Genomic DNA, 16249 nt, shown 5'->3' with positions numbered 1-16249 from the left:
AATCATCTATTTACTCAATTTCATGAGTATATCTGTATTAAGCAAAAATAGTTAAAAATACGGAGATGAAAACGAATAAATGAAATATTTAAAAATACTATTATTGCTCGCTGTCTTTTTTCACTATTCAGTTAATGCGAATCCATTAGAGCAACAAATTAGTATAGGGAAGTATGCGTCTGTTTTACTTTCCTTAGATAATAACAATGATCATGGAGAGCCTGTTTGCGAGCTTAAAATTGTTACAGAAGAGAAAACATCAACGAAATATATGTTTGATGAATGTGCTAACTTAAATGTTAAAAATTTGAATGACAAATTATTCAAATTACAAGTGATCAATGATCGCGAAAATCGTAAAAAAATTGTTTTCATAAATTCGAAGCTTATCGTTTTGGGTGTCCTTGCGCGGGATCTATCTAGTGAAGATCTTGATGTTTTAGAAAATAATTTTAATAACAAAGTTTTTTTTGACGATATTGAACCATCAGATTTGAAGTTACTGGAAAAATTTGTACTTTAAACGATAGTGAGGTTTGAGTTTAACTATCAGAAACCGCTCACTTGAGCGGTTTTTTTATATTTAATAGATTGTAATATTATCGTGTTGATAATTAAGTGTTTTCGGTCTTTATCGCCGGTTTAAAAGGTTAAATATGGTCTCAATTCCTCAAGGTTCCCTAAGATAATCTGCTGTCCTTTGGGGTTCGAGTCCAATACATTGATATCAATATTATATGCGTCTAAAACATAGCGTACTAAAGCTGCGTTAGTTGCTATGTGCAGATTTCCATTTTCCATACCATAATCATTAGCAATGATCGCTGCTTGAGCTTCAGTTAATCTAGGGTCTGGCATTAATTCGATACAAAGCGGAGTGTTCCAAGCTTTATCTTCATCTTTTCCCATTACTATTTTATCGTTGATATCAGGAATACCTCGAATACGACTAAGTACAAAATCCCTGTAGCCTTTGGAATGTTCACAATAAGCACGAACATGCCAACGCAAAGGTGTACAAACGAGCGTATGTGGAGAAATAATCCGTTCAGCTTCCTCGCCATCTTTCAAAGATGTGTAGCTTATATCGACACGTTTTTTCTCTCGAATAGCTTGAACTAGTGGACGTAAAATGTCAGGTGAGATATTGCGTGTTACGGGACGGACCATTGTTGTATTTTCAAAGCCCATATCAAGCTCATCAAAAGTTACCGTCATGTCTTCAGTGCGAGATAAAACATGTAAGTACTCGTCTGCATGACCTATTGTAAGCTTAGGAGTAAAGCTCTCACTGGGCTTATAGCCTTTTAAATGTTTGTCGTAGATTAGGTTATCTGGTGCGATATTTGCTAAATAACTGTTTATATCTTTTGATGCTTGTTGGCGACCAATGCCAAAGCTTTGGATTAGGTGATTAGTGGTCAGCCTTCCTTCCCATAATGCAATAATCTCAATCATTCGGTATCGAAAAAGAAGATCCCACCGAATTGGCCATTTACTCATAGTTTGATTCCTGTCTAGTTATGTTACATGTATATGCAGTCAGTATTTACCTGTCGCTGATAACGTCATATTATTATCTGGTTAATTAAACATCAATAGCTGTTGGGGTAGAATTGTATGAACATATCGATAAAAGCATTTGCTAGTTTTAATTTTAAGCTTATTCCCGATCTTTCGCCGCTTGATCAGTTGATCACCGAATCTCTTGAAAATCACATTGAAATCAATGGGTCTAAATCGGGGGCTTTACTCCCATTACCATTTCAGACAGGAATAGGTAAGACATACACGGCATTAAATTTTTTACTCCAGCAGATGTTAGATGAAGTACAAAATGAGTTGAAGGATGCACAAAGCAGTAATAAATCCAAACGCTTACTCTATTACATTACAGATTCCGTAGAAAATGTAGTAAATGCAAAAGCCGATTTATTGGAATTGATTGAGAAGCAAACAATTAATGGAGAGCCACGTTTTAGCGCAGAGCAGAAAGATTATTTAAAATCACAAATAGTTCATTTACCCAACCAGTCAGAGCAGCTATTGCAATGTTCTGATGCGGTATTGAATGAAGTGTTAACCGGATTTAACTTGAACATTGAGCGTGATGTTAAAGCAGAGTGGAGTGCCATATCTGGCCTAAGGCACCATGCGAGCAAGCCGGAAATTAAAGCTTCTTTGAACAGGCAGGCCGGTTACTTTTATCGCAATTTAATTGCTCGTCTACAAAAGAAACAAAAAGGGGCCGATAGAGTCTTGCTGAAAGGCTCGTTACTGGCCTCTGTAGAAGCACTGTTACCCGGAGAGAAAATTCGTAATGGAAGCGCTCATGTTATTTTTTTAACGACTAGCAAATTTTTAAAAGGTTTCCATAATACTCGTGCGCGTTATAGCCCTTTACGTGACTTAAGTGGTGCCTTGCTGATAATTGATGAAATCGACAAACAGAATCAAGTCATTCTTTCCGAATTGTGTAAGCAGCAAGCGCAAGACTTAATTTGGGCGATAAGAACCCTGAGAGCAAACTTTAGGGAGCATCAACTTGAGAGCTCGCCTCGCTACAACAAAATTGAAGAATTGTTTGAACCACTCCGTGAGCGGCTTGAAGAATTTGGTACCAAGTGGAATCTAGCGTTCGCATTTAATACGGAAGGGCCTAACTTGAACGAGCGACCTGTTCGGTTGTTTTCAGATAGAAGTTTCACGCATGTAAGTAGTGCAACTCACAAGCTGTCGTTAAAATCAGATTTATTGAGACAGAAAAATCTCATATTCAGTGATGAGAAAGTAGAAGGTACTCTTATTGAAAAAAATGGCCTTTTAACCCGCTTTGTTAATGAAGCGGATGTTATATATCAGTGGTTCCTTGGCACTATGCGCAAAGCTGTCTTTCAGTACTGGGAGAACGTACGAGGCTTAGAAATTGAAACACGTGAAAACAGAAGTTTAGAGGGAACGTTTCAAGAAGCGGTTCAATCCCTGCTTACTCATTTTAATTTACAGGAATTTGAGTCTGCAGTTTATGAGTCATTCGATACTAGGGGGCTACGGAAATCTGCAGGTGGTAAAGCGAACAAGTTAAGCTCTAGCAAGAGCTATCATCATACTGGACTAAAACTTGTAGAAGTCGCTCATAACCAGGGGACTCGCGATACCGTAAATTGTAAAGCGTCATTCCTAAACATTTCACCATCAGGTGTTTTAGCGGATATGGTCGATGCTGGTGCTGTTATTCTCGGTATTAGTGCAACAGCAAGAGCAGAAACCGTAATACATAACTTTGATTTTAAATACTTGAATGAGCGTTTGGGTAAAAAGCTTTTATCTTTGTCGAGAGAGCAAAAACAGCGAGTAAATGATTATTACCATAATAGACGCAACTATAAAGATAACGGCGTGGTTTTAACGGTTAAATATCTCAATAGTCGCGATGCGTTTCTTGATGCTTTATTGGAAGAATATAAACCTGAAGCTCGTTCAAGTCACTTTATTCTAAATCATTATCTTGGTATTGCGGAATCAGAGCAGGCATTTGTTCGTAGTTGGTTGTCTAAGCTCTTAGCCAGTATTAAAGCGTTTATATCAGCACCTGATAATCGTTATATGTTGTCGTTGTTAAATCGCACTTTAGATACAACACGGCAGGATATTAATGACTTTACCCAGTTCTGCTGTGATAAATGGGCAAAAGAATTTAATGTCCAAACCAAAACATTTTTTGGTGTGAATGCTGATTGGATGAGACATATTGGGTATGATGAAATTTCCAATCATCTAAATACGGTTGCAGGAAAAGTTGTAGTATTCAGTACATATGCTTCAATGGGAGCAGGTAAAAACCCTGATTATGCAGTCAATTTAGCGTTGGAAGGCGAAAGTTTAGTATCCGTTGCAAATGTCACTTATGGCAAGCAGCAACGTAGTGATATAGACAGTATTTATCTTGAAAAACCAACTCAGTTATTGTTGTCAGACGATTACTCACATACAGCTAACCAACTTTGTCAATTCCACCAAATTTTATCTTTGCAAGAGAATGGAGAGTTGTCACCGAAAAGCGCTGAAAGCTGGTGTCGCCAGCAACTTATGGGCATGAGTAGAGAGCGCTCTTTACAGCAATATTACCAAACAAGTGACTACCAAAGTGCTGTAAGGAAATATGTTGAGCAAGCGGTTGGTAGAGCTGGGAGAACGTCTTTGAAACGAAATCAAATACTCTTGTTTGCTGATTCTGGTTTGAAAGAAATTCTGGCCGAAGAGAGCAGAGACTCAAGTTTGTTTTCACATGAATATGTTGCTTTGGTTGATAAAGCACAATCAGCGAACAAAGCTATCGTTGAGGATCGAGCTGTTCGCCGTTTGTTCAACCTTGCCCAAAGAAACAATAAAGATGGCATACAGTCAATCAAAGCACTAGTAAACCGTTTACATAACCAACCCGCATCCGACAGTGATATTCAAGAGTGGCAAGACATTAGAACTCAGTTACTTCGTTATCCGACGGTGGGCTTTCAGCCAGAGAAATTCAATCGATTGTACTTACAGTCGATGACCAAAGGGTATTACCGTTACCAAGGTAATTTAGATGGTGATCCGAATGCTTTCGAGTTTTTTGATAGGGTTCCTGCTGGCTATATGGTTTCAGAGGAGTCCTGTAATTTGGCAAAATTAGTTCAAAACCAGTACGTAAAGCCGTGGTTTGAGTTAAGAGATTTTGCTTGTTCTTGGAAGGAAGAAAATTACGTGATGACTCCTGTTATGTTTACCAACATTTATAAGGGAGCGTTGGGCGAGCAAGCGGTAGAAGCCGTGTTAACAGCATTCGATTTTACTTTTGAAGACGTTCCAAATTCTATTTATGAGCGATTTGACAATAGAGTCATGTTTGCTGGAATTGAACAACCGATCTGGCTAGACAGCAAGTACTGGAAGCATGAAGGTAGTGAAAGCATTGAAGACTACAGTTCGAAAATTGCTCTAGTAGAAGAAGAGTTTGGACCGTCGAAGTTTATTTATGTTAATGCGTTAGGGGATGTGTCAAAACCAATTAGGTATTTGAATTCATACTTTATCGAAACGTCGCCACAGTTAGCCAAGATCATTGAAATTCCGGCATTAATTGACGGTAGTAATGCAGAAACAAACCTAACATCAATACAGGAGTTGATAAAATGGTTACACAACAGCTAGAAAGTACGTCAATTGGTCCTTTATCTACCCTAATTGAAAAAATATCAATTAATAACGAGTGGGTTGATCAAAGTTTCGCGATTTATTGTGTCAGTTATAAAGGTATTGACGACAATTCAGAACGATCTAAGCGTTTGGTGACATTGGCATCTGAAATCTATAAATCAGGAAGTGTTTATTGCTTAGTGAAAGGTACTAAGAAAGAAGCCTGTTATTGGGTATTGTTACCAAAGGAAGCAAAATTAGAGCTCAAAGACACATCTTTGGCAATTAAACCAGTTAGCGCTGCAGAGCTACCAATCTGGAAACTGGCTCGTTTATTGATCAAAGCGATCCCCAAAGTATTGAGTGGCACTACGCCAGATATAAAACGTTTTGAAAGTGAAGGCTTGTATTATCTAGTTAAAAGTAAAAAGTTACCGAAAGGACACTCTGGCTATGAATTAACGGCCATGGAAATCGACTTAGCGCCATGTGGAGCACTTGGTTATCAACAAATGTTGTCAATGAGCACTAAAACGTTTTCTCCTTTGTCTTGGTTTACGTTAGAGAGCGGAGATATACAAAAAAAGGCAAAGTTTGCTACTCGTTATCAACTTGACGATGTGGGGATGTTGGTTAGCAAATCCATAAAGGGCGATTACATTAAGAAGCCTCTTTACTCTAATGCGAAAAATCGAATTCAGGCTATTGATATTACTAAAGAATATTATAGTGGTTTTCAGCTATCTAAGGTCGGTATTCTTGAGCAGTTTATGCAAGATCTTAAGCAAGCTTATGGCGATTCAGTATCTCTGAACTTACAGCGAATTCCCGGAGAAAAGCACAGATTTGTTTCCGATACCGTTGTCAAAAATCACTATGTAGGACTATTTGATGCGTTGAAAGAACATCGTTTTGTGATCTGTGACTTAACAGAAAACCAAGACACCGATGCTGCATTGACCTTGCTTCATGGTATCGATCACCTAGGCATAAACGCTGAAGTTGCAGAAGCTCCAATTCGTGGTGCATTGAATATCTTAATTGTTGGTAATAAAGAATCCTATCAGTCTGCCGAAGAAGACCCATATCAAGTTTATCGCAAAAAATACCAAGATACGGTTTTCCAATCGTGTTACCCAGAGCGATTGTGGGATCGTAAAGGCCAGCCAAACCGCCATGTGGTGGAAGTACTGTTAAAAGAATTACTTATTAAGCTAGAAGTTCATACAAGAAAACATTTGATTGAGTATCCAAGTGGGCCAGAAGGGGGCGTATATTATATGCCTAAACGACCTCAAGATGAGTCTTCAGATATCAGAGATGGAGCTTGGCCGGTTTATGCATCTAAGTTAGTGGGTGATGAATGGCAATATACAAAAGCAACTCAAGAGGAGCTTGAAGATCTTGAGCTTGATTTAGGTGATGATAAATGGCAAGTTTTTCAAGGCTATCAACGTTCCCCTGTTATCTATTGGCCTGAATCTGGTGACTATGCCATTTTTATTGATACTGATATTCAAATGCTGCCGGAGTTTGAAGCTATTGCAGAGCGGTTGCGAGAGTTGAAAGCAGGGCGTTCACAAGATGTTCCTATCGCATTATTGACTCAGTTCATTGAAGAAAACCCAGATAGTAAAGTAGTCAATAAACTCAGAGCAATACTGTCGGAGTGGGACGATACTGCCCCTTTACCGTTTGATTATTTTTCGACGATTTCGTACAAAAGTAATGATGAAAAACAATTTTACGATTGGCTGCGTGATCAAGGGTTCTTTTTAAAAACGTCAATGAGAGGGCAAAAAGAGGGATATTTTAATGCTTCATTAGGTTTTTTCTATAACCGAGAGCAGGGAATGTACTTTGCAGGTGGCAAAGGCAGCCCACAGAGCAAAATCGAAAACTTTAGCCACTTATACGTGATAAAACATTCGTTTGATGTGCTACCAGAAGAGGTAGAAAACTTGTTTGACGTTTATCACTTAAGGCACCGTTTACCAACCATAACGCCTTATCCATTTAAGCATTTACGTGAGTATGCAGAGATGCAACGTTTTAAATCTTGATAACAGATAAGGAAATGAATCAGTTAGCGAATGAAACCAATGTTTTATTCGCTACTTGTACGTCAACAATGAAACTAATTGGGCGATAATCTAGGAAAAAACACCGGGCTTTCGGCATTTTAAAAATAATTACTATGATAAAATCGCCACGTCGTTCAGTTTATAGCTAGGTTGAGGGAAACCATGTCATCGGGTTCAATAAATAAAAAAAATCTAACCGAAACAGACATTATTACAAAATTCATTATGCCATCCATCAAAAGTGCTGGGTGGGATGACATGAGTCAGATACGTCAAGAAGTTGCGCTACGAGATGGTAAAGTTATCGTTCGTGGTCAAGTTGGTATGCGTCAAACTGTGAAAAAAGCAGATATCGTGCTTTATCATAAACCAAGCATGCCGTTAGCCGTCGTAGAGGCAAAAGCAAATAAACACGAAGTGGGTAAAGGTATCCAGCAAGGGTTAGATTACGCTCGTTTATTGGATATACCGTTTATTTTCTCATCAAATGGTGACGGTTATATTTTTCATGATAAAACCAAACTTGGCACTTCTGAAGAAAATCAGTTAGAAAGCCAAATTCGATTAGAAGATTTCCCAAGTCCAGATGAGTTATGGATAAAATTCTGTATCTGGAAAGGGTATACCGAAGCTCAATTGCCAATTATTACGCAAGATTATTATGATGATGGCAGTGGAAAATCCCCTCGTTACTATCAATTACAAGCGATTAATAAAACAGTAGAAGCTATTTCTGCTGGCAAAAATCGTGCGCTATTGGTGATGGCGACAGGTACGGGTAAAACCTATACCGCCTTTCAAATTATTTGGCGTTTATGGAAAGCAAAAGCGAAAAAACGCATTCTTTTCTTGGCAGACCGAAACATATTAGTAGACCAAACTCGCCTTAATGATTTTCAACCTTTTGATACGGCGATGACTAAGATTACAGGTCGAGCGGTTGACCCCTCTTTTGAAATTCATTTGGCGCTTTATCAAGCATTAGCAGGGCCAGAAGAAAGTCAAAAAGCTTATAAACAAGTCGATCCTAACTTCTTTGATTTAATCATCATTGACGAATGTCACCGTGGTAGTGCAGCAGAAAACAGTGCATGGCGTGAAATCTTAGAATATTTTGAATCGGCAACCCAAGTAGGTTTAACCGCGACACCGAAAGAAACGGATGAAGTGTCGAATACCGATTACTTTGATGAGCCTGTTTATACCTATTCTTTAAAAGAAGGGATAGAAGATGGATTTCTTGCCCCATACAAAGTGATAAGAGTGGATCTTGATGTTGATTTACAGGGTTGGCGACCAACCAAAGATCAAACTGACAATAATGGTGAGTTAATCCAAGACCGTATTTATAACCAAAAAGACTTTGATCGCACAATGGTGATTGATGAGCGCACTGAGCTTGTCGCTAAAACCATTACAGATTATTTAAAGCGTACAGATCCAATGGCGAAAACCATCGTATTTTGTAACGATATTGACCATGCTGAGCGTATGCGTAGAGCAATTGCCAACCTTAACCCAGAACAAATGGCGAAGAACGACAAATACGTAATGAAGATCACAGGGGATGATGAGTTAGGGAAAGGGCAGTTAGATAACTTTATTAATCCTAAAAAAGCGTATCCAGTAATTGCGACAACATCAGAGTTAATGACGACAGGGGTTGACGCTAAAACCTGTAAATTGGTCGTGCTTGATCAAAACATTAAATCTATGACCAAGTTTAAACAAATTATTGGCCGTGGTACTCGTATTGATGAACGCTATGGAAAGCTTTGGTTTACCATTCTTGATTTTAAAAAAGCGACTGAGTTATTTGCAGATGAGCGTTTTGATGGAACCCCAGAAAAAATCATTAAAACCACGCCTGAAATCATTGAAGATGAGACGATTGATTTAGAAGAAACTGAAAATACTATCGAAGAATCAGGTGAGGGCACTAGTTCTGAATCAGAAGAACAAACGGGTGAAATAAATGATCCTACAGGTATTTATGAGCCAAAAGGCGATGGTGAGTGGGAAGACGAAACACCCAAAATGGTGAAATACCACGTATCAGGTGTGAGTGTAAATAAAATTGCTGAGCGTGTTCAGTATTATGATACTGATGGCAAATTAGTGACAGAATCATTCAAAGATTACACTCGTAAAACCATGCATAAGCAATTTAGTTCATTAGATGCGTTTGTAAAACGTTGGAATGAGGCCGACCGTAAAGATGCGGTGATTAAAGAGCTAGAATTAGCGGGCATTATATGGTCTGCGCTAGAAGATGAAATAGGCAAAGAGATGGACCCGTTTGATCTCATTTGTCATGTAGTTTACGACCAACCGCCACTGACACGTAAAGAACGTGTTGAGAATGTAAAGAAGCGCAATTACTTCACTAAATACTCAGAGACTGCACAACAAGTCTTAGGCAATTTGTTAGTTAAATATGCAGATGAAGGCGTACAAGAAATTGAGGATATTCAAGTGCTGAAAGTAAAACCATTTGATGAGATGGGAAGGCCTCTTGAAATAATCAAGAAAGGATTCGGGGGGAAATCTCAGTATTTAGAAGCGGTCTCTGAATTAGAAGCGGCAATTTATCAGTCTGCATAAATGGATTTATGAATGATAATGAAAAGAAGCCGCTAATTTAGCGGCTTCTTTATTTTAAATTTGTAAGTCTAATTCCTTCGATAAATTAGCTAGTTGTGTCGTTAAATCTGTATTTAAGCATGAGTGATCCACATACTTCATTAAAATAGTACCTAAGTTTAACGCTTGATAATCAGGATGTTCAGAAAGAATTCTTAGATATTTATTCAATAGTTCATCGGCTGTTGATTCTCGTTGGAGCTGTTTTTTGATACTTGCCGCAAGCTTTCTTATTGCGTCTTTATCCGTGTTATTTGAGCAACCTAATTCATCAGCATACAATTCTTCAAATACAATGTCTGCAAAAGTGGCGTGACTCCATCCTAATGCATCTAAAGCTTGTTGAATTTGTTTTTGTTTTTTCATTGTCCCCATTTGTCCCATACCTAGTAGTTAATATTATCTGGTCTTAGCGAAGACATCTTATTTTAAATTAAAAGGAAAAAATCATGACTAAGCAAAAAGCACAAATGACACCAGAAGCCGCTGCTCGTATTCAAGGGCATGAAGCAAAACAAAACTCAGGACAAGTATCGAAAGATTCATTTGCCGCGCGTGCACAACGTGCAGCTGAAAACAACAAACAACAAAATAAATAAGGAGATTACCATGACAAACCAAAATCCAAATTACCCAAGTAAAACAGGTAATCCTTCTGGTAAAGGGCGAGGTAATCCGCCTAAAAAATAAGAGTACTTATATGGCGGCCATTCGGTCGCCGTATTTAGCTGCAGCCTTTGGTGTTTTGCTTGAATGCAGAAACAAAAGCATTTTGGTCTGATTGGTAAGTAGAGTAAGAAATGTCTTCTGTTGTTTTTCCAAGAGTACATAAACATAACTCTCTTTTACTTTCATACCAACTGGTTGATACCATATTTTTAGAACCATTAATGCAGCTATCTACAATGGCATATTCCGTTTCTAATGGATATCTAACCTCATCTAAAGCAGTATTAACTTTGTAACCACCAATTAAGCCTACTGCAAGAACTGCACCTGAAGAAATCAGTTTTCTTTTACTGAACTTAAAGCCTTTAAAACTTTTTTCACATTCTTTGCAGACTATGTTTTCTGCAAACTCAATTTTATTGTCTGTTTGACAATGAGGACATTCAATTTTCATTCTTAAGCCAACTACCTAATTAGTTTATTTATAAGGTTTTTTTGTAGAACTATCGTTTTGATTAAAGCATGATTTTTACTTGCATAAATTGGTTTACATCATGAATTTGAAATTATTTCTGCTATAATCGCCGCACTTTCAGTTGTATATAAGTAGAACACCATGTCAATCAGTTCAGTTATTAAATCCATTCAAGACATTATGCGTAAAGATGCAGGTATCGATGGCGATGCACAGCGCCTTGGTCAAATGTCATGGTTACTTTTCTTAAAAGTGTTTGATGCACAAGAAGAAGAGTTAGAGCTAGAAATGGATGACTACCGTGAGCCGATCCCAGAAGCTTTTTTATGGCGTAATTGGGCGCAAAATGCCGAAGGCATCACGGGTGATGAACTGCTTGAATTTGTTAACGATAAACTTTTCCCGCAACTTAAAAACCTAACTGCACCTATTGGACTTAACCCTCGTGGTTATGTGGTGAAATCAGCATTACAGACTCAAACGAGCGCCATCTTTTTGGTGATATCTACGAGCAAATCCTAAAAGATCTACAAAGCGCAGGTAACTCGGGCGAGTTTTATACACCTCGTGCTATTACTAAGTTTATTGTAAAAGTAGCTGACCCTAAATTGGGTGAATCTATTATGGACCCAGCTTGTGGTACTGGTGGTTTCTTAGCGTGCTCGTTTGATCATGTAAAAGAGAACTACGTAAACACCTCAACCGATCACGAAACGCTGCAAAAGCAAATTCATGGGGTAGAGAAAAAACAACTGCCGCACTTACTGTGTACCACCAACATGATGCTGCATGGCATTGAAGTACCAGTGCAAATTAAACACGGTAATACCCTAAACAAACCGCTTTCAAGTTGGGATGACGAGATTGACGTTATCGTCACTAACCCGCCGTTCGGTGGTACAGAAGAAGATGGAATAGAAAAGAACTTCCCATCTGAAATGCAAACTCGTGAAACGGCGGATCTGTTCTTACAACTTATTATTGAAGTGCTTGCTGCGCCTGTAAATGGCAAACAAGGTGGTCGAGCTGCGGTAGTTCTGCCTGATGGCACATTATTTGGTGAAGGCGTAAAAACCAAAATCAAAAAAATGCTAACCGAAGAGTGTAATCTTCATACCATTGTGCGTTTACCTAATGGGGTATTTAACCCATACACAGGCATTAAAACCAATATTCTGTTTTTCACTAAAGGCACACCAACTAAGGATGTGTGGTTCTACGAGCATCCGTACCCAGCAGGCGTGAAAAACTACAGTAAAACTAAACCAATGAAGTTTGAAGAGTTCCAAACCGAGCTAGATTGGTGGGGCAACGAAGCGGATGGGTTTGCAAGTCGTGTTGAAAACAACCAAGCGTGGAAAGTATCAATTGATACCATCATTGAGCGCAACTTTAACCTAGATATTAAAAACCCATATCAAGGTGAAGTAGTAAGTCATGATCCAGAAGAACTATTGGCAACTTACCAACAGCAGCAACAAGAGATCTCACAGCTTCGCAATCAGCTTAAAGGCATTTTAGGCGCAGCATTGGCATCAAACACAACAGGCGAGGGTAAGTAATGTCTGTTGAATGTTTAATTACTGACAATATTGATGTATGGACGTCAACGGTAAAAACCAAATCAGCCTCTGGTCGTGGTTCAAGTAAGAAGATAGAGCTGTATGGCATTAAGAAACTGCGTGAGCTGATTTTAGAGTTAGCGGTGCGTGGTAAGTTAACTTCTGAACTTGAATTTATTGATAGTTCTATACAAGAGCTGAAGAACTCAATTGAGGAAAAAGCATCATTAGTTAAGACAAGGAAAATCAGAGCAGATAAGGAAGTATATTCAGCGGTCTCACTAGACATATTTCCACCGAATTGGCAAGTTGTTCATATCGGTCAGGTTGCAAATGTTTTGGGAGGAAAGCGAGTGCCGAAGGGTTGTAAACTTTCAGATGAGCATACGGGGTTTATATATCTTCGTGTTACAGATATGAAGAATCAATCTGTTGATGAATCTGAACTACGCTATATATCTGAAGAAGTATTTGAGCAGATTTCACGATATGTCATAAATAAGGAAGACGTATATGTGACTATTGCTGGTACTATTGGTGCTGTGGGAACAATTCCGTTGCATCTTGATGGAGTCAGCCTTACTGAGAATGCAGCAAAACTTGTATTCCGAGGTATTTCAAAAGAATATTTGACTATTATGCTTCAATCAAAGTTTGTTCAATTTCAGTTTAATGAAGCCGTAAATCAAATGGCTCAACCTAAATTGTCTTTAAGTTCAATCAAGCAGACATTAGTGGCAATTCCAACTATGAAAGAGCAGGTTTGCATCGTTGCCAAAGTCGATGAACTCATGTCACTCTGCGATCAACTTGAGCAGCAAACAGAAACCAGTATTGAAGCACATCAAACCTTAGTTGAAGTGCTATTAAACACATTAACATCAAGTGCAGATACTGAAGAGTTAATGCAAAACTGGCAGCGTATCAGTGAGCATTTTGATGCCTTATTTACCACAGAAAAAAGTATTGATACGCTAAAACAAACTATTCTGCAATTGGCAGTAATGGGTAAATTAGTACCACAAGATCCAAATGATGAACCTGCGGTGAAGTTGTTAGAGCGAATTGCAGAAGAGAAAGCACAGTTAATCAAAGATAAGAAAATTAAGAAGCAAAAAGTACTGCCAGAGATCACTGAGGATGAGAAACCGTTTGAATTGCCGAATGGGTGGGAGTGGTGTAGGTTTTCGTCTATATCAAATGAGATAGCAACAGGTCCATTTGGTTCAATGATTCACAAACGAGATTATGTTGAAGGTGGAGTTCCGCTAATTAACCCATCGCATATGATTGATTCAAAAATTGTAGAAGATCAGTTAATTACGGTTAATGAGGCTAAAGCAAGCGAGTTAAGATCATATAGATTGTTTGAAAGTGATATTGTAATGGCGAGACGAGGCGAAATGGGGCGTTGTGCTCTTGTAAGTAAACGAGAGAATGGTTGGTTGTGTGGTACTGGTAGTTTTGCATTGAGGTTTAATCAAATTTTATTAAGAGAATATATACTTTTGATGTTCAAAACGGGCTATGTTCGAGAATATCTAGGTGGAAATTCAATCGGAACAACGATGACAAATTTAAATCATGGTATTTTGAATAAAATGCCATTGTTGTTGCCTCCTGTAGCTCAACAGCATCGTATAGTTGCTAAAGTTAAAGAACTTATGGCTGTTTGCAACCAACTCAAAGCTCGCTTAAAAGAGTCTCAAACCACTCAACTACACCTCACTGACGGCATCATAGACAAAGCGCTTTAAACCAACCAACGCCAATCATCACTCATGATTGGCGTTGTGCTAACTAGGTTAGGACATCACTCTAAATTGTGGTTCCTGAACTTGTCTTATTCTGCACCGCAATATTTTGCCAGTATATTAACCCTTCTAATACGCCTTCCGCATGGGAGGCATTGCTTGTATACACGTGATTGAGCGCAGACAAATGAGCAACTTCGTTATAATGATTTGCGACTAAAATGGCGTTAATACCTGGCATAGTCAGCATGCTGGTGTCATTGGCTGAATCTCCTGCGACACAAATTTCTTCTGCAGACAGATTGTATTTTTGCATGATGTAGTGAATGGCACTGGCTTTGTTTATCCCCTTTGGGGTGATGTCAAGAAACCAGTCATGGGAATAGGTGATATCGACATCAATCGATTGTTGTGCAAGTGCCGTTACAATTGCTGAATATTGCTTGTGGTTAAGCTGTCCCTCAAAAGTGATCTTATAATCGCCTTGATGTGATGGATTACACTCTCCTAAAAAGTTGATGTCTTGCAAAGCAGTTTGTACGGCAGATTTATTCCATTTTTCTTGTAATTGGTGTTGCCAGTGTTCATCTGCAATTAAATCATAGTCATAATTAATACGCGTGCCAATATCACTAATAATACACCGAGGTTTTGGATAGTTATGTGTAGTTAATCCTTCTTTAATCGAGGGCAGGGTTCTCCCTGTAGCAATAATAAAATGCAGTTCGGATTGTGTATCTAGATACGCTGAAAATTGGTCTACACCTAGTGATGATCCGCCATTAATCGTCCCATCGAAGTCGCAAACGAGCATTTTTATCATGGTGATTACCTATTTGTTGATGTCGAGAGAAACGTACTGCTTTTAAGTGTGTGTATTGGACAATAGTCGTGTTTAGTGTTATCTGAAATTATCCGTGTGTATACTAAATGGTCTTTAAAAATACGATATGATCACAGATAAAAAAATATTCAAGATTTCATTTTCAATATATAACCAGTTAAAAGTTAGAAAACTAGATTGAATGAATTGGACTTATCGTTCTGAATCTTCTCGCATCATTTTTAATCGCAAAAACGGGACATCGAAATGGTTTTCTACTACTAAAATTAATGATGTTGTCATTAAAACCTATCTTTAAATGATACTAAACAACCAGAATTGAGTGATAAAACGAACTTTTACTTGTGGCATGGCCTTATTTTTATGACAATACTCGTAGTTCTTTTATTAAATAGATGAAGTGGTGAGAAAAGTATGAAACATAAAAAAAATATCATTCTAGCAGCGTCGCTAATGTCTGCATTAGTTCTTACGGGCTGTGCATCAAATGATGAACTTATTGCTCAGCAAAAAAATCAGACCGACCAGATTAGCGCCTTAGAATCAAAAGTAAGTACATTAGAAAGTGAATTACAAAAGCAACAAAGTGAAGGAAAGGAAATATCTCAAACTGTTCGTCAGTTAAGTGTGAAACAAGATGAGCTAAATGCACAAGCTCAACAGCAAGCTGATGAAGCCGTTATGTATTACACACTTAAGCAAGATGATACGTTATATAGCATCGCGAAAGACCAAGGGATTGCATTAGACGATTTACTTCAATTAAATCCTCAAATCAAAAATCCTAAGCGTCTTCTTATTGGTGATGTAATTAATATTAAATAGTCATATTTTTAAGAGTTCATTGATTTACATAATCAGTGACAATGTAACGTTCTTTGAACTTATTAAAAAAAGAACATGTTGATAATTATCAACATGTTCTTTTTTATTATACGAAGGAGCGGCTTGTTAGTGACTGTTTTTTTTATCTCTTTAGCCTAAAGAATCATAAGCTTTGTACATAGCATAATGAGTACTGGTAGAAAATTGTTTATTAG

Annotated in this window: 11 protein-coding genes and 1 pseudogene; 8 read left to right on the top strand and 4 right to left on the bottom strand. The window is 38.0% G+C overall.

Annotated features, from left to right (window positions below):
- Nucleotides 1-79: 79 nt before the first annotated feature.
- Nucleotides 80-523: a hypothetical protein gene (locus A6E04_RS06010; RefSeq protein WP_065610472.1), complete on the top strand. Its 444-nt coding sequence runs from the start codon at nt 80-82 to the stop codon at nt 521-523.
- 119 nt (nt 524-642) lie between these two features.
- Here A6E04_RS06010 and A6E04_RS06005 read toward each other — a convergent pair whose 3' ends face one another.
- Nucleotides 643-1503 carry a helix-turn-helix transcriptional regulator gene (locus A6E04_RS06005; protein ID WP_065610470.1) on the bottom strand — a complete coding sequence of 287 codons (861 nt, stop codon included), beginning with the start codon at nt 1501-1503 and terminating at the stop codon, nt 643-645.
- A gap of 117 nt (nt 1504-1620) precedes the next feature.
- Here A6E04_RS06005 and A6E04_RS06000 point away from each other — a divergent pair, with 117 nt between their 5' ends.
- From A6E04_RS06000 to hsdR, 3 genes are all read left to right on the top strand, one after another.
- Nucleotides 1621-5193 carry a hypothetical protein gene (locus tag A6E04_RS06000; RefSeq protein WP_065610468.1) on the top strand — a complete coding sequence of 1191 codons (3573 nt, stop codon included), beginning with the start codon at nt 1621-1623 and terminating at the stop codon, nt 5191-5193.
- On the top strand, nt 5175-7241 hold the full coding sequence (locus A6E04_RS05995; RefSeq protein ID WP_065610466.1) for a hypothetical protein: 2067 nt from the start codon (nt 5175-5177) through the stop codon (nt 7239-7241). Before A6E04_RS06000 ends, A6E04_RS05995 begins: the two co-directional genes overlap by 19 nt.
- Nucleotides 7242-7424: 183 nt before the next feature.
- Nucleotides 7425-9866, top strand: a complete 2442-nt coding sequence (gene hsdR / locus A6E04_RS05990; RefSeq protein WP_065610464.1) for an EcoAI/FtnUII family type I restriction enzme subunit R — start codon at nt 7425-7427, stop codon at nt 9864-9866.
- Nucleotides 9867-9920: 54 nt separating this feature from the next.
- Here hsdR and A6E04_RS05985 read toward each other — a convergent pair whose 3' ends face one another.
- The gene (locus A6E04_RS05985) at nt 9921-10271 is read right to left on the bottom strand and encodes an elongation factor Ts (protein ID WP_244886253.1); all 351 of its coding nucleotides are present in this window, start codon (nt 10269-10271) and stop codon (nt 9921-9923) included.
- Between the two features lie 83 nt (nt 10272-10354).
- Between A6E04_RS05985 and A6E04_RS21275 the strand changes: the two genes are divergently transcribed.
- A complete protein-coding gene (locus tag A6E04_RS21275; RefSeq protein WP_175365414.1) occupies nt 10355-10504 on the top strand; it encodes a hypothetical protein in 150 nt (49 codons plus the stop codon).
- A 125-nt stretch (nt 10505-10629) separates the two neighbouring features.
- Here the strand turns inward: A6E04_RS21275 and A6E04_RS05980 are convergent, their stop codons facing one another.
- On the bottom strand, nt 10630-11028 hold the full coding sequence (locus A6E04_RS05980) for a hypothetical protein (RefSeq protein ID WP_065610460.1): 399 nt from the start codon (nt 11026-11028) through the stop codon (nt 10630-10632).
- Nucleotides 11029-11190: 162 nt separating this feature from the next.
- On the opposite strand from A6E04_RS05980, the pseudogene A6E04_RS05975 reads away from it, so the two are divergent.
- Both A6E04_RS05975 and A6E04_RS05970 read left to right on the top strand, forming a co-directional pair.
- Nucleotides 11191-12611: pseudogene (locus A6E04_RS05975) on the top strand (N-6 DNA methylase).
- Complete coding sequence (locus A6E04_RS05970; RefSeq protein ID WP_065610458.1) at nt 12611-14368, top strand: restriction endonuclease subunit S; 1758 nt, start codon at nt 12611-12613, stop codon at nt 14366-14368. The pseudogene A6E04_RS05975 and the gene A6E04_RS05970 overlap by 1 nt, the downstream one beginning before the upstream one ends.
- A gap of 61 nt (nt 14369-14429) precedes the next feature.
- On the opposite strand, the gene A6E04_RS05965 is transcribed toward A6E04_RS05970, so the two are convergent.
- Nucleotides 14430-15188 carry an HAD-IIB family hydrolase gene (locus tag A6E04_RS05965; RefSeq protein WP_065610456.1) on the bottom strand — a complete coding sequence of 253 codons (759 nt, stop codon included), beginning with the start codon at nt 15186-15188 and terminating at the stop codon, nt 14430-14432.
- Between the two features lie 435 nt (nt 15189-15623).
- Here A6E04_RS05965 and A6E04_RS05960 point away from each other — a divergent pair, with 435 nt between their 5' ends.
- Nucleotides 15624-16034, top strand: a complete 411-nt coding sequence (locus A6E04_RS05960; RefSeq protein ID WP_017020762.1) for a LysM peptidoglycan-binding domain-containing protein — start codon at nt 15624-15626, stop codon at nt 16032-16034.
- Nucleotides 16035-16249: the final 215 nt, after the last annotated feature.

It is taken from the genome of Aliivibrio logei, from assembly GCF_001691055.1.
Lineage (GTDB): Bacteria > Pseudomonadota > Gammaproteobacteria > Enterobacterales > Vibrionaceae > Aliivibrio > Aliivibrio salmonicida.
The sequence above is the reverse complement of the archived record's forward strand: the minus strand, read 5'-3'. Positions and strand labels throughout refer to the sequence as shown.